The 15,384-nt window shown below is 61.0% G+C and carries 10 protein-coding genes and 1 pseudogene; 10 read left to right on the forward strand and 1 reads right to left on the reverse strand.

The window, feature by feature from the left end; all coding sequences use genetic code 11:
- The first annotated feature begins 123 nt into the window (after window positions 1-123).
- The gene (locus tag K3728_16770) at window positions 124-1,377 is read left to right on the forward strand and encodes a hypothetical protein (GenBank protein ID UWQ95312.1); all 1,254 of its coding nucleotides are present in this window, start codon (window positions 124-126) and stop codon (window positions 1,375-1,377) included.
- A 49-nt stretch (window positions 1,378-1,426) separates the two neighbouring features.
- Here K3728_16770 and K3728_16775 read toward each other — a convergent pair whose 3' ends face one another.
- Window positions 1,427-2,911 carry an inorganic phosphate transporter gene (locus K3728_16775; GenBank protein ID UWQ95313.1) on the reverse strand — a complete coding sequence of 495 codons (1,485 nt, stop codon included), beginning with the start codon at window positions 2,909-2,911 and terminating at the stop codon, window positions 1,427-1,429.
- 265 nt (window positions 2,912-3,176) lie between these two features.
- Between K3728_16775 and K3728_16780 the strand changes: the two genes are divergently transcribed.
- The 9 genes and pseudogenes from K3728_16780 to K3728_16820 all read left to right on the forward strand — a co-directional run bounded on the left by K3728_16780 (window position 3,177) and on the right by K3728_16820 (window position 15,383).
- Entirely contained in the window at window positions 3,177-4,715 is a 1,539-nt protein-coding gene (locus K3728_16780) for a DUF4173 domain-containing protein (protein ID UWQ95314.1), read from the forward strand.
- Window positions 4,716-4,726: 11 nt separating this feature from the next.
- A complete protein-coding gene (locus K3728_16785; protein UWQ95315.1) occupies window positions 4,727-5,416 on the forward strand; it encodes a response regulator in 690 nt (229 codons plus the stop codon).
- 20 nt (window positions 5,417-5,436) lie between these two features.
- The gene (locus tag K3728_16790) at window positions 5,437-6,921 is read left to right on the forward strand and encodes a sensor histidine kinase (GenBank protein UWQ97601.1); all 1,485 of its coding nucleotides are present in this window, start codon (window positions 5,437-5,439) and stop codon (window positions 6,919-6,921) included.
- A 60-nt stretch (window positions 6,922-6,981) separates the two neighbouring features.
- A complete protein-coding gene (locus tag K3728_16795) occupies window positions 6,982-7,863 on the forward strand; it encodes a LysR family transcriptional regulator (GenBank protein ID UWQ95316.1) in 882 nt (293 codons plus the stop codon).
- 94 nt (window positions 7,864-7,957) lie between these two features.
- Window positions 7,958-10,063, forward strand: coding sequence for a hydantoinase/oxoprolinase family protein (locus tag K3728_16800; GenBank protein UWQ95317.1), 2,106 nt, complete (start codon window positions 7,958-7,960; stop codon window positions 10,061-10,063).
- Window positions 10,060-11,751 (forward strand): hydantoinase B/oxoprolinase family protein, encoded by a 1,692-nt coding sequence (locus tag K3728_16805; GenBank protein UWQ95318.1) that lies wholly within the window; start codon window positions 10,060-10,062, stop codon window positions 11,749-11,751. The genes K3728_16800 and K3728_16805 overlap by 4 nt, the downstream gene beginning before the upstream one ends.
- A pseudogene (locus tag K3728_16810) lies at window positions 11,702-12,477 on the forward strand (SDR family oxidoreductase). Before K3728_16805 ends, K3728_16810 begins: the two are co-directional and overlap by 50 nt.
- Window positions 12,478-12,731: 254 nt before the next feature.
- Window positions 12,732-14,300 carry an ABC transporter substrate-binding protein gene (locus K3728_16815; protein UWQ95319.1) on the forward strand — a complete coding sequence of 523 codons (1,569 nt, stop codon included), beginning with the start codon at window positions 12,732-12,734 and terminating at the stop codon, window positions 14,298-14,300.
- A 126-nt stretch (window positions 14,301-14,426) separates the two neighbouring features.
- On the forward strand, window positions 14,427-15,383 hold the full coding sequence (locus K3728_16820; protein ID UWQ95320.1) for an ABC transporter permease: 957 nt from the start codon (window positions 14,427-14,429) through the stop codon (window positions 15,381-15,383).
- The last annotated feature ends 1 nt before the right edge of the window (window position 15,384 follow it).

Raw genomic sequence — 15,384 nt, forward strand, 5'->3', positions numbered from 1 at the left:
AGCCCCACCGCCATTGTCGAGGCGAAGCGGCGTGGCAAAAAGAGCTTGGCCACAGAGCCCCGTCGCCTATCCTCTCCCAAAGGCACGCGTTTTGTTGGCCAGCCTTTTCGGGGAGTGTTCGGGATGCCATCACGGATCTATCTGGGAAGTTGGCGGCTGCCCGATTGGGCGCATTGGTATGTCAGCTATGGCACGGCGGGCCTGACGGGGCCGGAATTGCGCCAGCGGCGCACGCTCAACATTATTTCGGCGCTTATTCCTCTGTCGGGCAGTTCCTATGCCTCACTCTATCTGACGATGGATGCACAGGGGCTGTGGCCTGCGGCGGTTGCGGTATCGCTGTTTGGCCTGTTTCTTCTTTGGCCGATGATTGCGGCGCGCAACACGCTGGCCGCTTGGATATTCGGGGCAAGCGTTGCCGTGATTGTGCAAGCCATATTGGTTTGGCTGTTGGGGAAAGGGTCTGGCCTGCACCTGTATTTCCTCAGCATCCCCGTCATCGCTATCGTGTGCTTTGGCACGCAGCGCATCGGCATGTTGATCGGCCTTGTTCTTCTGTGCGCGGCGGCCATGGTCTATTCTGAGATGGCGCTTCTGGCGCCCGCATCCTTCATCCGCGTGGGGGATGGATTGCTGGCCTTCCTGCAAGTCAGCGCCTTCGTGGTGGTGACTTGCTTCGCCACGCTTGGCGTCTATGTGGGCTTTCTACACGCCGACAAGGCCGAGCGGTCATTGGAAGTGGAATATGCCCGCTCAGAAGACCTGCTCTATAGCCTCCTGCCCCGCGAAATCGCTACCCGCCTCAAGGCCGCCCCCCATACTACGATTGCCGATAGCCTGCCCAATGTGGCTATCGTGTTTGCCGATATCGCCAATTTCACCCCCCTTTCGATCCGGCTGGACCCGCAAGAGGTGGTGGAACTGCTCAACAGCGTTTTCACGGACTTCGATGCGCTGGCCGACCGCCACAGAATGGAGAAGATCAAGACCATCGGCGACGCCTATATGGTGGCCGCGGGCATGCCCAATCCCGTAGGTGACCCGGTCCATCGCGCTGCCGATATGGCCCTTGATATGTTGCGGGTCGCCAAGGCGTCGTCGGCGCTTTTGCCCGAGGGGTTCGAGATCAGGATCGGCCTGCATGTGGGCCCGGTCGTGGCCGGCGTCATAGGCAACCGCAAGCTGTTCTATGACGTCTGGGGTGAGACAGTGAACACCGCCAGCCGCATGGAAAGCTACAGTGCACCGGGGCGCGTTCTGGTGACCCCCGCCGCGCACGCGCAGTTGGGCGAGGATTTCGTGTTCGAGCCCCGAGGAGAAATCGACGTGAAGGGTATCGGCCCGGTCGAGACGTGGTGGCTCATGGCCCGCGCCTAGGGCCATCTGCGGGCAAGCGCCGAATGCGCGGCACTCGCCCCAAGGTGACTTAACCCATAACGGTCGAGATCAGGAAGAAGATGATCGCGGACAAGACCGCTGCGGCAGGCACTGTGATGACCCATGCGGCGATGATCGTCATGAAGTGCGAGCGCCGGACCAACTTGCGGCGACGGCGTTCCTCTGGCGCATATTGGGTGCGGTCAGGCATGGCGAGGCGGGCGTTCTTGATCCGCCGCTCTGCGTCCCATTCGCGGAAAAAGCCAACCCCAAAGACCGCCCCCACTGCGATGTGAGTGGAGCTGACAGGCAAGCCCAACCAGCTTGCAACGATCACGGTGATCGCCGCCGACAACGCCACACAATAAGCCCGCATCGGGTTCAGCTTGGTGATCTGGCCCCCGACCATACGGATCAGTTTGGGGCCAAACAGGAACAGCCCAAAGGAAATTCCGAACGCGCCAATAACCATGACCCAGAAAGGGATCGAAACGGCCTGTGTAAAGTCACCCGATTGCGATGCCTGAACAATGGCAGCCAAGGGACCAACTGCATTAGCCACATCGTTTGCGCCGTGGGCGAAGCTGAGCAGCGCGGCAGAGACAACGAGAGGGATACCGAACAACACTTTCAAGGACTTGTTGCGGTTCTCCAGCCCCTCGGATTGTTTGCGGATCACAGGGATCATCACCAGCCAAACCAAGACGCCAATCGCCGCGCCAATCATCAGTGCCGTGGGCATATCAATCGGCAAGACCTTCTTCAGACCCTTCAGCGCCAAATATGCCGCGAAGGTACCCGCCATGATGCCGACCAGCACTGGCACCCAAACGCGGGCCGAGGCGATTTTGTCTTCACGGTAGATGATGCGCGACTTGATCAAGGCCAGGAACAAAGCAGCCACAGCGCCGCCCAAAACCGGAGAGATCACCCAACTTGCTGCAATCGCGCCCATCGTGGGCCAATTGACCGCCGCGAAGCCTGCCGCTGCAATGCCCGCGCCCATCACGCCGCCCACAACCGAATGGGTCGTGGAAACCGGCGCGCCGACCCATGTAGCAAGGTTTACCCAAAGGGCCGCGGCCAACAGAGCCGCCATCATCGCCCATACAAATACGGCGGCGGTGCCCATGCTTTCTGGCGCAATGATGCCTTTGGCGATGGTAGAGACAACATCTCCGCCCGCGATCAACGCGCCTGCGCTCTCGAAAATCACCGCAATCGCGATGGCGCCGCCCATGGAAAGCGCGTTTGCACCCACGGCGGGACCCATGTTGTTGGCGACGTCATTGGCGCCAATATTCAGCGCCATGTAAGCGCCAAGGCAGGCCGCCACCACCACAATCAGCGTATTGTTCGCTTGCCCAAAAAACAGCATCGCGCCCAAACCGGCCAACAGCACGAAGACCAAGGAAACCCCTGTCCCCACCATTGGTCGTGCAACCATGTTTGTCGCGTTCTCTAGATACGAGAAGCGCGCAAGGTCGCGGTCTAGCGTCTCTAAGTGACGCGGATCGCCTTGTTGTTGTGTCATATTAGCCCCCAATTTTCGAGCGCTGTTATCGCTGGCAGCTAATCAAAATCAACGATTCCCAAGTCTCCACTGCCGAAGACTCCAGCCTGTTACAAAACGGTTACATATCCAACACGCCTCATTCGAGCTCCGATTTGGCGCAGGCCATCCCTGCACAAACTCTGCACAATACGCCCCCGCCGGCTGCACAGCTAGGGCGGCTCATCTGCAAACCAAGCGGTCACATCTGGCGTCAGAAAAAACGCACCCGATGAGGAGAGATGTCATGGACACGCAATTGGTCATCCGCGGCTTGCCCGAACGGCTCGCAAAGGACGCATGGTGGTTTCTGGACGAGGTCCACCAAACCCCGCAGGCAAGCGAAAAGACGGCGACCGCGAACATCGCCGCGCCGCATGGAAGTCTTTTCCTGACCGGGCGCATGTCGCCCAAAGCAATCGGCGCATTGGCGGTGATGATCCTGCTGGCGGATCAACTATTTTGGCAGACCGAGCTTGGCATATCCGTCGCGCTATACACCTTGGCGCTGGCCGCCTGCATGTTGGCAATGAAGCCCGGCGGTGTGACCCGAAAAGAGGCGGGATTGGCGATGGCCTTTGTGGCGGTCTGCGTCCTTCCGGTGGTGGAGCTCGTGCAACCGCTTTCGCTGCTGTTTTGCGTGGCAGCGATCATCGGCGTGTTGGCATGGATCACCACGGGCACTTACCCAAAGTTGTTGCAAACCACCAAAACGCTGATCGAGGTTTGGTTCATCGGTCCTTTGCTCCTCCCGATCGAGGCCGCAACAGACCTGCGGGCAAGCACCTCCCGCTTTGACGCAAAGGCCGCGCTGCGGGCCACGGCCCTTCCTCTTGGCATCGGCGGGTTGTTTCTGATCCTGTTTGCCAGTGCCAACCCTTTGGTGGAGGCCGGATTGGGCCGCGTGACCGCTTTCCACTTGATCTCGTCCGAGCAGTTCTCTCGGGGGGTGTTTTGGGTCATCGGGGCTTGCTTGTTGTGGCCCTACCTAACCGCGTCGAGCCGGTTTACGGCGCTCACCCATAAGCCCACGGCGATTTCCTTACCGCTGACCGGATTGGTTAACGCGGGTTCTGTGCGGTCCTCATTGATCCTGTTCAACGTGATGTTCGCAGTCCAGACCTTCTCGGACATTGGGGTGCTGTCGGGCGGCATGACCCTGCCCGAGGGGATGACCTACGCAAGCTACGCCCACCGAGGTGCCTACCCTTTGCTCATCACCGCGTTGCTGTCGGGAGCGTTCGCCATAGCGATCCGACCCATGGTGGCCCAAAGCGCGTTGCTGCGCGGGCTGATGTACCTATGGTTGGGGCAAACCCTGTTTCTGGTGCTGACCGCCGCCATCCGTCTTGGACTCTATGTCGAGGCCTATACGCTCACCTACCTGCGGGTCGCTGCGTTCATCTGGATGGGGCTGATTTTTGTCGGAATCGTGCTCATCATCGTGCAGATGGCGCAGAATCGCCCGACCGCTTGGTTGATGCGCGGCAACGGCATCGCGGTGGCGGCAACCCTTTATGTCTGCTGCTTCATCAATTTCGCCTACCTGATTACCGATTATAACATGTCTCAGACTACTCCCGAGCAGTTGGACCTAGAGTATCTGTGTAATCTTGGCGAACAGGTGATCCCCGCGATGATGGAGTTCGGTGAGATCACCGACGATACCGCTTGCGGGCGGGGCGGTTTGCCTGCCCTGCGGTTCGATCCGATCGCCGATTGGCAGGAATGGGGCTTTCGCCGGTGGCGTCTGCAACGCTACCTTGAAACCTACCACGACCTTTGAAGGCCCGCGCGATGCCCACGCAAATCCTGATCATCGACGATGATCCCAACATCAAAGACGTCATCGGCTTCGCGGTGGAGGCGGCAGGGTTTACCCCCGCCTACGCCAGCGACGGGGCCGAGGGGCTGACCAAGGCGCAAAGCGGCGCGTTTGATCTTGTGGTGCTCGATATCGGGCTGCCCGAGATGGACGGGCTGGAAGTCTGCAAAGCCCTGCGCCGCACATCCGAGGTGCCAATCCTGTTCCTGACCGCCCGCGACGATGAGATTGACCGTGTGTTGGGAATGGAAATTGGCGGCGACGACTACGTCACCAAACCGTTCAGCCCGCGCGAATTGGTGGCCCGGATCAAGGCCATCTTGAAACGCACAGCGCGGGTTGCCCCTGCCACCGAGGGACCCCTCACAAGGGGGGCACTGACGGTGGACACTGAACGTCACCAAAGCCAAATTGCGGGGCAAGAGGTGCCCCTGACGACCTCGGAATTTTCGCTTCTGACGGCCCTGATGCGGCGGCCCGATCATGTCGTGTCGCGCGCTCAGCTGGTGGATGAGGTTTACGGCGCAAATATCCACGTCTCGGATCGCACGATTGACAGCCATATCCGCAATCTTCGTGCCAAGCTGAAAGACGCAGGCTTGCCCGATGCCATAGCCACGGTTCACGGCGTCGGTCTGCGGATGGGCCCATGCACTCTGTAAGACGCAAATGGCGGCCCGGTTTGGGGCTCGTGATCCTCGCGGTGTTGGCGCTGGTGCTGTGCTTGCCCATCGCGGGCCTGTTTCTGTTCCGCTTCTACGCCAACCAATTGGTGCAACAGACCGAGGAAAGCCTGTTGATGCAGGCCGCCGTCCTGACCGCCGCCTATGAGCAATTGTACCGCGATGCCGCCGAGGTCACGAACACGCCGCAACTTCCTGCGATCTCTCCTCAGACGCGCAGCTATCAGCCGCTGTTCCCCTCGGTTACCATGAACCCTCAGGCGATCCTGCCCCCGCGCCCCGATCCCTTGCCCGCGACTGAGGCCATTGGCGCGGCCTACACCCAGATCGGCCCGCAACTGTCGCTTATCGCCCTGCGCGCGCAAGAGCAGACCTTGGCAGGCTACCGCTTCCTAGACCGGCACGGCACGGTCATCGCGGGCAGTGCTGAGGATGGCACCTATCTGGGGCACGTGAACGAAGTCGCGATGGCACTAAACGGCGATGTCGCCTCGGTCGCGCGCACTCGGGTCCGGCCCGCGGGGGAACCTTTGCTCTATCGGCTGTCCCAAGGCACAAGGGTCCGCATCTTCGTGGCCATGCCAGCGATGGTCGGCGACGACATCATCGGCGTTGTCTACCTCAGCCGCACCCCCAACCACATCTTCCGCTTTCTTTACGGGGAACGGTGGAACCTGCTGCAAGCAGCGGTCTTCGTGTTGCTGTCCACCGGAGCGATCGGCTTCGTTTTCTGGCGTTTCGTATCGCAACCCATCCGGGCGCTGATCCGGCGCACCGACGAGATGCAGGCGGCCTCCAGATGGGAACCACTGGAGCATTACGGCACCCGAGAGGTGGAGACATTGGCCCGTAGCTTCCAAGCCCTGACCGAGCGGCTGCATCACCAGCGCGATACGCTGACCACCTACACCGCCCATGTCAGCCACGAGATGAAATCGCCCCTGACCTCCATCAAAGGCGCGGCAGAGCTGATGCAAGACGACATGCCGCCCGAGGTCCGCACCCGGTTTCTGGACAACATCCGCGCCGACGCCGCACGGATTGAGGATTTGCTGGCACGGATGCGCGACTATTCCGCCGTGGGGGCCGAGACCCTTCGGGGCGAATGCATGGTGCGCGATATCGTACCATCAGTCACGGGGCTCAACGTTTCGGTCGCACCGGAAGAGGCGACTGCCCCCATCCCCGGCGATGTACTGGCGATGGTCCTGACCCACCTACTGGAAAACGCCACCGATCACGGCGCGACGTCTGTGCAGATCGACGCCGACGCCAATGGGCTGACAATCACCGACGACGGTCGGGGTATTAGCGAAGGCAACCGCGCCCGTGTGTTCGAGCCGTTCTTCACGACCCGCCGGGGCGCGGGCGGCACGGGGATGGGCCTCAACATCGTGCGTTCTGCCGTTGAAGCGGCTGGCGGGGCGATCACGCTGGAACCCTCGGCCAAGGGCGCACGGTTTCGGATCACCTTCGCGGCGTAGACTCTGACGGATGGTCTGCGTATCCGTATAAGATCACGTTTTCTTATCGGATCACGCTTCATGATAAAAAGCCAGATCACTCTAAAGCAGCTAGAGGCGTTTATCAGCGTCGTGGATATGGGCACGTTTCGGAAGGCCGCCGATGTCTTGGGGACAACGCAGCCAAATATCTCGACCCGGATCGCGGCGCTAGAAACGACATTGGGAACCGTGTTGATGCACCGCGATGCGGGCTCTGTCCGGCTGACCGAGAAGGGGGCAACCTTGCTCGAGGCCGCGCGAAAAGTGCTTCTGGCGGGCGAGGACTTCCTTGCCATCGCGGGGCGGCAAGACCTCATCGATGATCGCCTGCGCCTTGGGGTGACCGAACTTGTCGCCTGCACATGGCTGCACGATTTCCTGCGCGCCTTTCAGCGGCTGTACCCCAATGTCCGGGTGGAGTTGGACGTGAACCTGTCGGTCGAGATCGAGAAAGACCTTGTCGCAAACCAGTTGGATCTTGCCCTGCAAACCGGACCATTCACGCGCAAGATGGCGGGGACTTTGCCCCTTGGCCAAGCGCCCTATTGTTGGGTTGTGGCCCCGTCGCTCCCGTTGCCGACCGGGTTTGCCGATCTGTTTGACGGTCCGGTTATCAGCCATGGCCGCGACACGCGCGCTTCGGCAGGGTTGGCAGAACAGGCCCGCGCCCAGGGGGTGGCGGTGAACCAGATCGTGCATTCCAGCAGCCTCACGTCTTGCGTGGCCATGGCGGTGGACGGCATGGGGCCCGCCTTGCTGCCCAAAGCGATGGTGGCCGAGGATATTGCCGCCGGTCGGCTGCAAGAATTTAGCTGTGGCTGGCTGCCTGATACGCTTCAGCTATTCGCCCGTTACGACCCAAAGCGTACGCCGCATTTCGTCCGCGATGCCGCTGAGTTGGCGATGAGTCTGACAGGATAGATTTTACTTATCGCCCCTTGCGATTCAATTGATTGGACCTCTTCTTTCCAATGCCGTTCTATGGCGCTGACCCCCATCGCCCAAGGACCAGCCCATGACTTCTTCCGCCTCTTTCCGCCTCGGTGTTGATATCGGCGGCACGTTTACTGATGTCGTTCTGGAAGACGCCGCGGGCACGCAGTTTTCGACCAAAGTGCTGACGACTTATGCTGCCCCTGAAAACGCGATCATCGACGGGATGCAACAGGTCTGCGCCAAGGCGGGCATAACGCCGGGCCAGATCACCCAGATCATCCACGGCACGACGCTGGCCACAAATGCGCTGATCGAGCGTCGGGGGGCGAAGACCGCGCTGATCACCACCGAGGGTTTCCGCGATGTGATCGAGATGCGGACAGAGTCGCGGTTTGAGCAGTACGACCTGAACCTCACCCTGCCCGAGCCGCTATTGCCCCGTCAGATGAGGTTCACCGTGACAGAGCGGGTGAACTCGAAGGGCGAAGTGATGATCGACCTTGATCCCGAACAGGTCCGCTACGTGGCATTGAAGATCAAGGAAGCCGGGTTCGAAAGCGTTGCGGTGGGTCTGATCCACTCATATCTGAACCCCGCCCATGAACGGGCCGTGCGCGATATTTTGGCCGAAGTGGTGCCGGATGTGTCGGTGTCGCTTTCGTGCGAAGTCTCGCCCCAGATGCGAGAGTATGAGCGTTTCAACACCGTCGTTGCCAACGCCTATATCAAGCCGTTGATGGCATCCTATCTGGGCCGGTTGGAAGACCGATTGTCCGATGAAGGCGTAAGCTGTCGCATCTTCCTGATGCATTCGGGCGGGGGCATCATCTCGATCCAGAACGCGGCGGAATTTCCGGTACGGTTGGTGGAATCCGGCCCCGCTGGCGGCGCGGTCTTCGCGGCGCATATCGCGGCACGGTATGGATTGGACAAGGTGCTGTCCTTCGACATGGGCGGGACGACTGCGAAGATATGCCTGATCAAGAACCAGACGCCCAAGACCAGCCGCGTGTTCGAAGTGGCGCGGACCTATCGTTTCAAGAAGGGCTCGGGCATGCCTATATCAATTCCGGTAATTGATATGGTCGAGATCGGCGCAGGCGGCGGATCATTGGCCCATGTGGACGCCCTGCGACAGATCCGTGTGGGACCGGAAAGCGCGGGGTCCGAGCCGGGACCGGCGTGCTACGGGCGCGGCGGCGAACGTCCTGCGGTGACTGACGCGGATTTGGTCTTGGGGAAATTGGACCCGGACAATTTCGCCGGGGGCTCCATTCGCCTTGATGCCGCAGCCTCCTCCTCCGCCCTGGAGGGCGTCCTCGGCGCTTCGCTCAGCATGGACGCCACAGAAGCCGCGTTTGGCGTGGCCGAAGTGGTGGATGAAAACATGGCCAATGCCGCACGGGTCCATGCGGTGGAAAATGGCGAGGACCTGAGCGAATACACGATGATCGCGTTTGGTGGCGCGGCGCCGCTGCACGCCGGACGGCTGTGCGAAAAGCTTGGTATCGAGCGGTGCCTTGTGCCGCCGGGTGCAGGCGTGGGTAGCGCGATCGGCTTCCTGCGCGCGCCGTTCTCGTTCGAGGCAAACCGATCAGTCTATATGAAACTGTCGGACTTCGCGCCCGACACGATCAAAGCGCTGCTTGGCGATTTGCAGCAGGAGGCCACGGGGTTCGTGCGCACTTGCGATGCGGACGCGCCGATCCTGTCGGAATTCAAGGTCTACATGCGCTACACCGGGCAAGGCTGGGAAATCCCCATCGACCTGACCGAGGCGCAAGCCTTGGCCCCCGATGCCGCCACGTTCGAGGCCCGGTTCGAGGAGGAATACGCCAAGCTGTTCGGGCGCACGGTGGCTGGCATGGATATTGAGATCACCGTCTGGTCTGTCAACGCTACGACCCCGCCCGAGGACGTGGCCCGTAACGCGCCATTTGCATCCGCAGGAGCTGCCGCAACACGGGGACAGCGCAAGCTGTTCGATCCCGCCTTGGGCGCTTTCACCGAGGCGCAGATCGTGGCGCGGGGTGATATGCAGATAGGTCAGATCGGCGAAGGCCCCGCCGTCATTGTCGAAGACGAGACCACGATCATTGTCCCGTCCAGCCGCGATGCCATACGCGCTGGCGATGGGTGTATCGACGTTGTGGCTAAGCAACTGAACACAGGAGCCGCACAATGACCCAGCCTTCAACCGTTGCTTATCAAGTCATGTGGAACCGCCTGGTTTCCATTGTCGAGGAACAGGCGCAAGCGCTGGTGCGCACGGCGTTCTCCACCTCGGTCCGCGAAGCCGGAGACCTGTCCGCAGGCGTCTACGACACCCATGGCCGGATGCTGGCCCAAGCCGTCACGGGCACGCCCGGCCACGTCAACGCCATGGCCGACGCGGTGCCGCATTTCATCCGCCGTATTGGGCGCGGGAATATGTTCGAGGGCGATGTCTACATCACCAATGACCCTTGGGAAGGCACCGGCCATTTGCACGATATCACCATGGTTTCCCCCTCTTTCCGCAACGGCGCTTTGGTCGGCTTCTTCGCCTGCACCGCCCATGTGGTGGACGTGGGTGGGCGCGGGTTCGGAGCCGATGCCCATTCCGTCTACGAGGAAGGCATCTACCTGCCGATCATGAAGTTCGCCGAGCGGGGAGAGGTCGACCAGTCCCTGATCCGCATCGTGCGCGGCAATGTGCGCGAGCCGGACCAACTGGTTGGCGACATGTACGCTTTGGCCACTTGCAACGAAATCGGCCACCGCCGCCTGATCGACATGATGGCAGAATTCGACCTGCCCGATCTGGATGGCATCGCGGCGTTCATCCTCGACAATTCACGACGGGCGACGTTGGAACGGATCAACGCCCTGCCCCGCACCTCGGCCAAGGGCGAAATGACGGTGGATGGTTTCGACACGCCCATCACGTTGAAGGCCAGCGTCACGGTGCATGAAGATCGCATCGTCACCGATTTCTCCGGCACATCGGGCGTCGACCCCAAAGGCATCAACTGCCCGATGGTCTACACAAAAGCCTATGCCTGTTACGCTCTAAAAGTCGCGATTGCGCCGGAAATTCCTAACAACGCGGCCTCGCTGGCGCCGTTTGAGGTGACAGCCCCCGAAGGCACAATCGTCAACGCCGTCCACCCCGCGCCGGTGGCCTTGCGCCATATCGTCGGGCATTTCGTGCCAGATGTCGTGTTCGATGCCTTCGATAAGATCGTGCCCGGCCTCGTGCCCGCCGAGGGCGCGGGCTGCCTGTGTAACTTCCAGATGTCGGTGCGCCCCACCGGGCCCGAGGGGCGCAGGGCCGAAGTTTTGACGTTCAACTCCGGCGGGTCCGGCGCACGGCCCGGCTTTGACGGGCTAAACGCCACCGCCTTCCCCAGCGGCGTGATGACCATGCCGATCGAGGCCACTGAACACGCGGGCCCCGTCATCATCTGGCGCAAAGAACTGCGCCCCGGCTCAGGCGGCGCGGGCAAGACCCGTGGGGGCCTTGGGCAATATATGGATGTCAGCGCGATGCCAGGCCATGAGTTTGACCTGCAAGCGATGTTTGACCGGGGCGATCACCCGGCACGCGGCCGGCGCGGCGGACACGCGGGCGGCGCCACCAAGATCGCCCAAGACGACGGCACCAAGATGCGCGTGAAAGGCAAGCAATTCGTGGCAGAGGGACGCCGCGTGGAAATGGCTTTCCCCGGTGGTGCGGGCTACGGCAACCCAGCCGAGCGCGACCCCGCGCTAGTCAAACGCGACTTGGCGCGCGGTTACATCAGCGCCGAAGAGGCCGCACAAGACTACGGCTTGTCAGCCGATGATATCGCCGCCGTCGCCGCCGCTGTGGCCCGTGGTGAGGACGTTTGAACGCCCCCCTTGCGGGAGAAGCACAGTGACCAAAGTAGCATTGATAACTGCCGGCGGCAGCGGCAAGGGCGCAGACAGCGCAAGAGCGTTGGCCGCTGACGGCTTTAAGGTCAGCATCTTGTCCTCATCCAGCAAGGGAGAAGCTTTGGCCAAGGAATAGGCCAGCGTGGGCATCACCGGCTCCAACAAATCCGAGGACGATTTGCAGGCCCTTGTCGATGCGGCAGTGACCCATTGGGGCCGCGTCGATGTGCTGGTGAATCTGCGGGTCACGGTCCGCGCGCCCCTGTGCTGGAACTGACCGACGACGATTGGCACGAGGGGATGGAGGTCTATTTCCTGAACGCTGTGCGACCAACGCGCCTTGTGACGCCGATCATGCAAAAACAGGGCGGCGGCGCGATCATCAACATCTCGACCTTTGCGGCGTTCGAGCCCAATGCCGTCTTCCCGACCTCGGGGGTAATGCGGGCCGGATTGGCAGCGTTCTCCAAACTGTTCGCGGACAAATATGCGGCCGAAAATATCCGGATGAACATCGTCCTGCCCGGCTTCAATGATAGCCTTCCCGAGAAAGATGAATTCAGGGAGATGATCCCGATGGGGCGCTACGGCAACTCCCTGACCGAGATTGCCAGTGTCGTAGCCTTTCTTGCCTCGGACGGCGGGGCTTATATTACTGGACAAAATATCCGTGTGGATGGCGGCATCACGCGCTCTGTCTGATGCCGGGGATGTTGCGAGGCAGGACCTGCGCGGCGCCGGTTTCGCCACACCGTAGGGCGCATGTTTTAGCGCATGGAGAAAGCCGTTTCAGCGGCCCAAAACCACCCCCAAAACGGGTCAGTTGCGGGGGTGGCCTACTGACACTGCGCCCTTGGCTGTTGCATCTAAAGCTTGAACCACAGACAATCGTGCGCAGAATGACCTGACAAACAGGCCGGGAAAACCGGCCAGACGTCACAACAGTGGAGACTACTATGACCAAGTTCAACCGACCCGGTGGCGTGAGCCGTCGGACGATGCTTCAGGGCACCGCCGCCGTCGGCACCGCCGCGCTGATCACCCCTTGGGGCACCCCTTTGCGCGCGCAGGCTGTTCGCGGTGGCACGCTGCGGATCGGTATGGCCCATGGCTCTACCACTGACTCGCTTGATCCGGGCACATGGGAAAACGACTTCACGATTTTGCAGGGCCACACCCGCAACAACTACCTGACCGAGATTGCGGCCGACGGCTCTTTGGTACCGGAACTCGCAGAAAGCTGGGAAGCATCCGCCGACGCGGCCACATGGACCTTCCGCCTGCGTGAAAACGTGGCGTTCCATTCCGGTCACATCATGACCGCCCAGGACGTGATTGCGTCGATCAACTATCACCGTGGCGAAGATTCAACCTCGGCGGCTGCGCCTATCGTGGCGCCCATCGTTGATATCGTTGCCGATGGCATGACCGTTATTTTCACGCTGGAATCGGGCAACGCCGACTTCCCCTTCGTCGTCTCTGACTATCACTTGCCGATCCTGCCGGCCGTCAACGATGGCGCGATTGATCCGATGACAACCGACGGCTGTGGTCCTTACGTCCTCAACGACCTCGAGTTCGGGGTTTCGGCCAGCTACACGCGCCATGATGGCTACTGGAAGACGGATCGCGCCCATTTCGACGCGATTGAACAGATCGTCATTCACGACAACGCGGCACGTCAGAACGCGCTGATCTCGGGCGAAGTTGATTACATCGATACTGCGGACCTGAACACGGTGCATCTGCTGGAACGCGCGCCGGGGATCGAGATTCTGTCGGTTGCAGGCACGCAGCACTATGGCTTGCCCATGGACACACGGGCCGAGCCCTTCAACAACAACGACATCCGCATGGCGCTGAAATTCGCCATCGACCGTCAGCAGTTGGTGGACACGATCCTGAACGGCTATGGCGAGATCGGTAACGACCATCCGATTGGTTCGGGCCAGCAGTTCTACAACGCCGAACTGGAACAGCACACATATGACCCCGACCGCGCGCGGTTCCACCTGCGTGAAGCGGGCATGGAAAGCCTTGATGTGCAAATCCACCTTGCCGACGCCGCCTTTGCGGGCGCGTTGGATGCGGGCGTTCTGTTCGCGGAATCCGCGGCAGCCGCAGGTATCAACCTTGAAGTCGTGCGCGAGCCCGATGACGGGTATTGGTCCAACGTCTGGATGCAGAAGCCCTTTGCCGGCACCTATTGGAGCGGGCGTCCGACGGAAGACCTCATGTTCTCCACCGCCTATTCCGAGGGTGCCGCATGGAACGAGACCTATTGGTCCCATGAGCGTTTCAATGAACTGCTGAACACGGCCCGGTCTGAGTTGGACCAAGACCTGCGCCGGGAGATGTACTACGAGATGCAAGACATCTGCGCCAACCAAGGTGGGGCGCTTATCCCGATGTTCGCCTCTTACGTCGGTGCCCATACCGATGCGCTGGTGCGTCCCGATGCCATCGCCGCCAACTGGCGCAACGATGGCCAGCGGATCGCAGAGCGTTGGTCCTTCGCGTCCTAATCTGAAACGCCCCCGGTCAGTTTTCTGGCCGGGGGTTTTTCGTTCTACTTAGACCGCGCCACGTCCGTTCCACCCGGAACCAAAAATAGCAAGAAATAGGGCAAATGCCCGCCCCGAAGGGACCCCATGTCACATATCTTGACGATGATCGCACAGCGACTGGCCCTTGGCCTTGTCACGCTGTTCGTCGTGTCATTGATTATCTTCCTCGGCACCGAGCTTTTGCCCGGTGACTTCGCGCAAGAGATCCTTGGCCAATCCGCAACCCCCGAAACTGTTGCAGCCCTGCGGGATCAATTGGGCCTGAACGACCCGATGCACGTTCGCTACGTCGCTTGGCTCTCAGATGTGGTGCAAGGGGATTTGGGCCAAAGCCTTGCCAATGGGCAATCGGTGTCTGAACTGATCGGGCGGCGGCTAAGCTGGACCCTGTCACTGGCGCTGTATGCCGCCGTCATTGCGGTGCCCCTGTCGCTGACCTTGGGCATTCTGGCGGCGCTGTTTCGGAACTCTTTCTTTGACCGCTTCGCCAATGCTTCGGCCCTGACGTCGATTTCGTTCCCGGAATTCTTTGTGGCCTATATCCTGATCTTCTACCTTGCAGGCGCAGGGGGGCCGTTCCCGTCCATCTCGTCCATGCGCGGAGAAGTCGCCTTTGGCGAATACCTGCACCGCGCCTTCCTGCCGGCCCTGACCCTGACGCTGGTCGTTACCGCCCATATGATGCGGATGACACGGGCCGCGATCATCAACCTGTTGGCCAGCCCCTATATCGAGATGGCGCGCCTGAAGGGCATGTCGCCTATGCGTGTGATCGTGAAGCACGCGCTGCCCAATGCGCTGGCCCCGATCATCAACGTGGTGGCCCTGAACCTTGCCTATCTGATTACTGGCGTCGTCGTGGTCGAGGTCGTGTTCGTCTACCCCGGCCTCGGACAGTTGATGGTCGATAGCGTGTCCGCCCGTGACATGCCCGTCGTGCAAGGGATCGCCCTTGTTTTTGCCGCGGCTTACGTGCTGCTGAACCTCACAGCGGATGTGTTGGCGACCTTGTCCAACCCCCGCCTTGTGCACCGTCGCTGAG

The organism is Rhodobacteraceae bacterium M385 (assembly GCA_025141835.1).
Classification (GTDB): Bacteria; Pseudomonadota; Alphaproteobacteria; order Rhodobacterales; family Rhodobacteraceae; genus Gymnodinialimonas.

Bases quoted from the DNA above. Each gene is read 5' to 3' on its own strand.
- K3728_16805 (UWQ95318.1), top strand. From the start codon at position 10,060: ATGACCCAGCCTTCAACCGTTGCTTATCAAGTCATGTGGAACCGCCTG.
- K3728_16775 (UWQ95313.1), bottom strand. From the start codon at position 2,911: ATGACACAACAACAAGGCGATCCGCGTCACTTAGAGACGCTAGACCGC.
- K3728_16785 (UWQ95315.1), top strand. From the start codon at position 4,727: ATGCCCACGCAAATCCTGATCATCGACGATGATCCCAACATCAAAGAC.
- K3728_16800 (UWQ95317.1), top strand. From the start codon at position 7,958: ATGACTTCTTCCGCCTCTTTCCGCCTCGGTGTTGATATCGGCGGCACG.
- K3728_16815 (UWQ95319.1), top strand. From the start codon at position 12,732: ATGACCAAGTTCAACCGACCCGGTGGCGTGAGCCGTCGGACGATGCTT.
- K3728_16780 (UWQ95314.1), top strand. From the start codon at position 3,177: ATGGACACGCAATTGGTCATCCGCGGCTTGCCCGAACGGCTCGCAAAG.
- K3728_16795 (UWQ95316.1), top strand. From the start codon at position 6,982: ATGATAAAAAGCCAGATCACTCTAAAGCAGCTAGAGGCGTTTATCAGC.
- K3728_16770 (UWQ95312.1), top strand. From the start codon at position 124: ATGCCATCACGGATCTATCTGGGAAGTTGGCGGCTGCCCGATTGGGCG.
- K3728_16820 (UWQ95320.1), top strand. From the start codon at position 14,427: ATGTCACATATCTTGACGATGATCGCACAGCGACTGGCCCTTGGCCTT.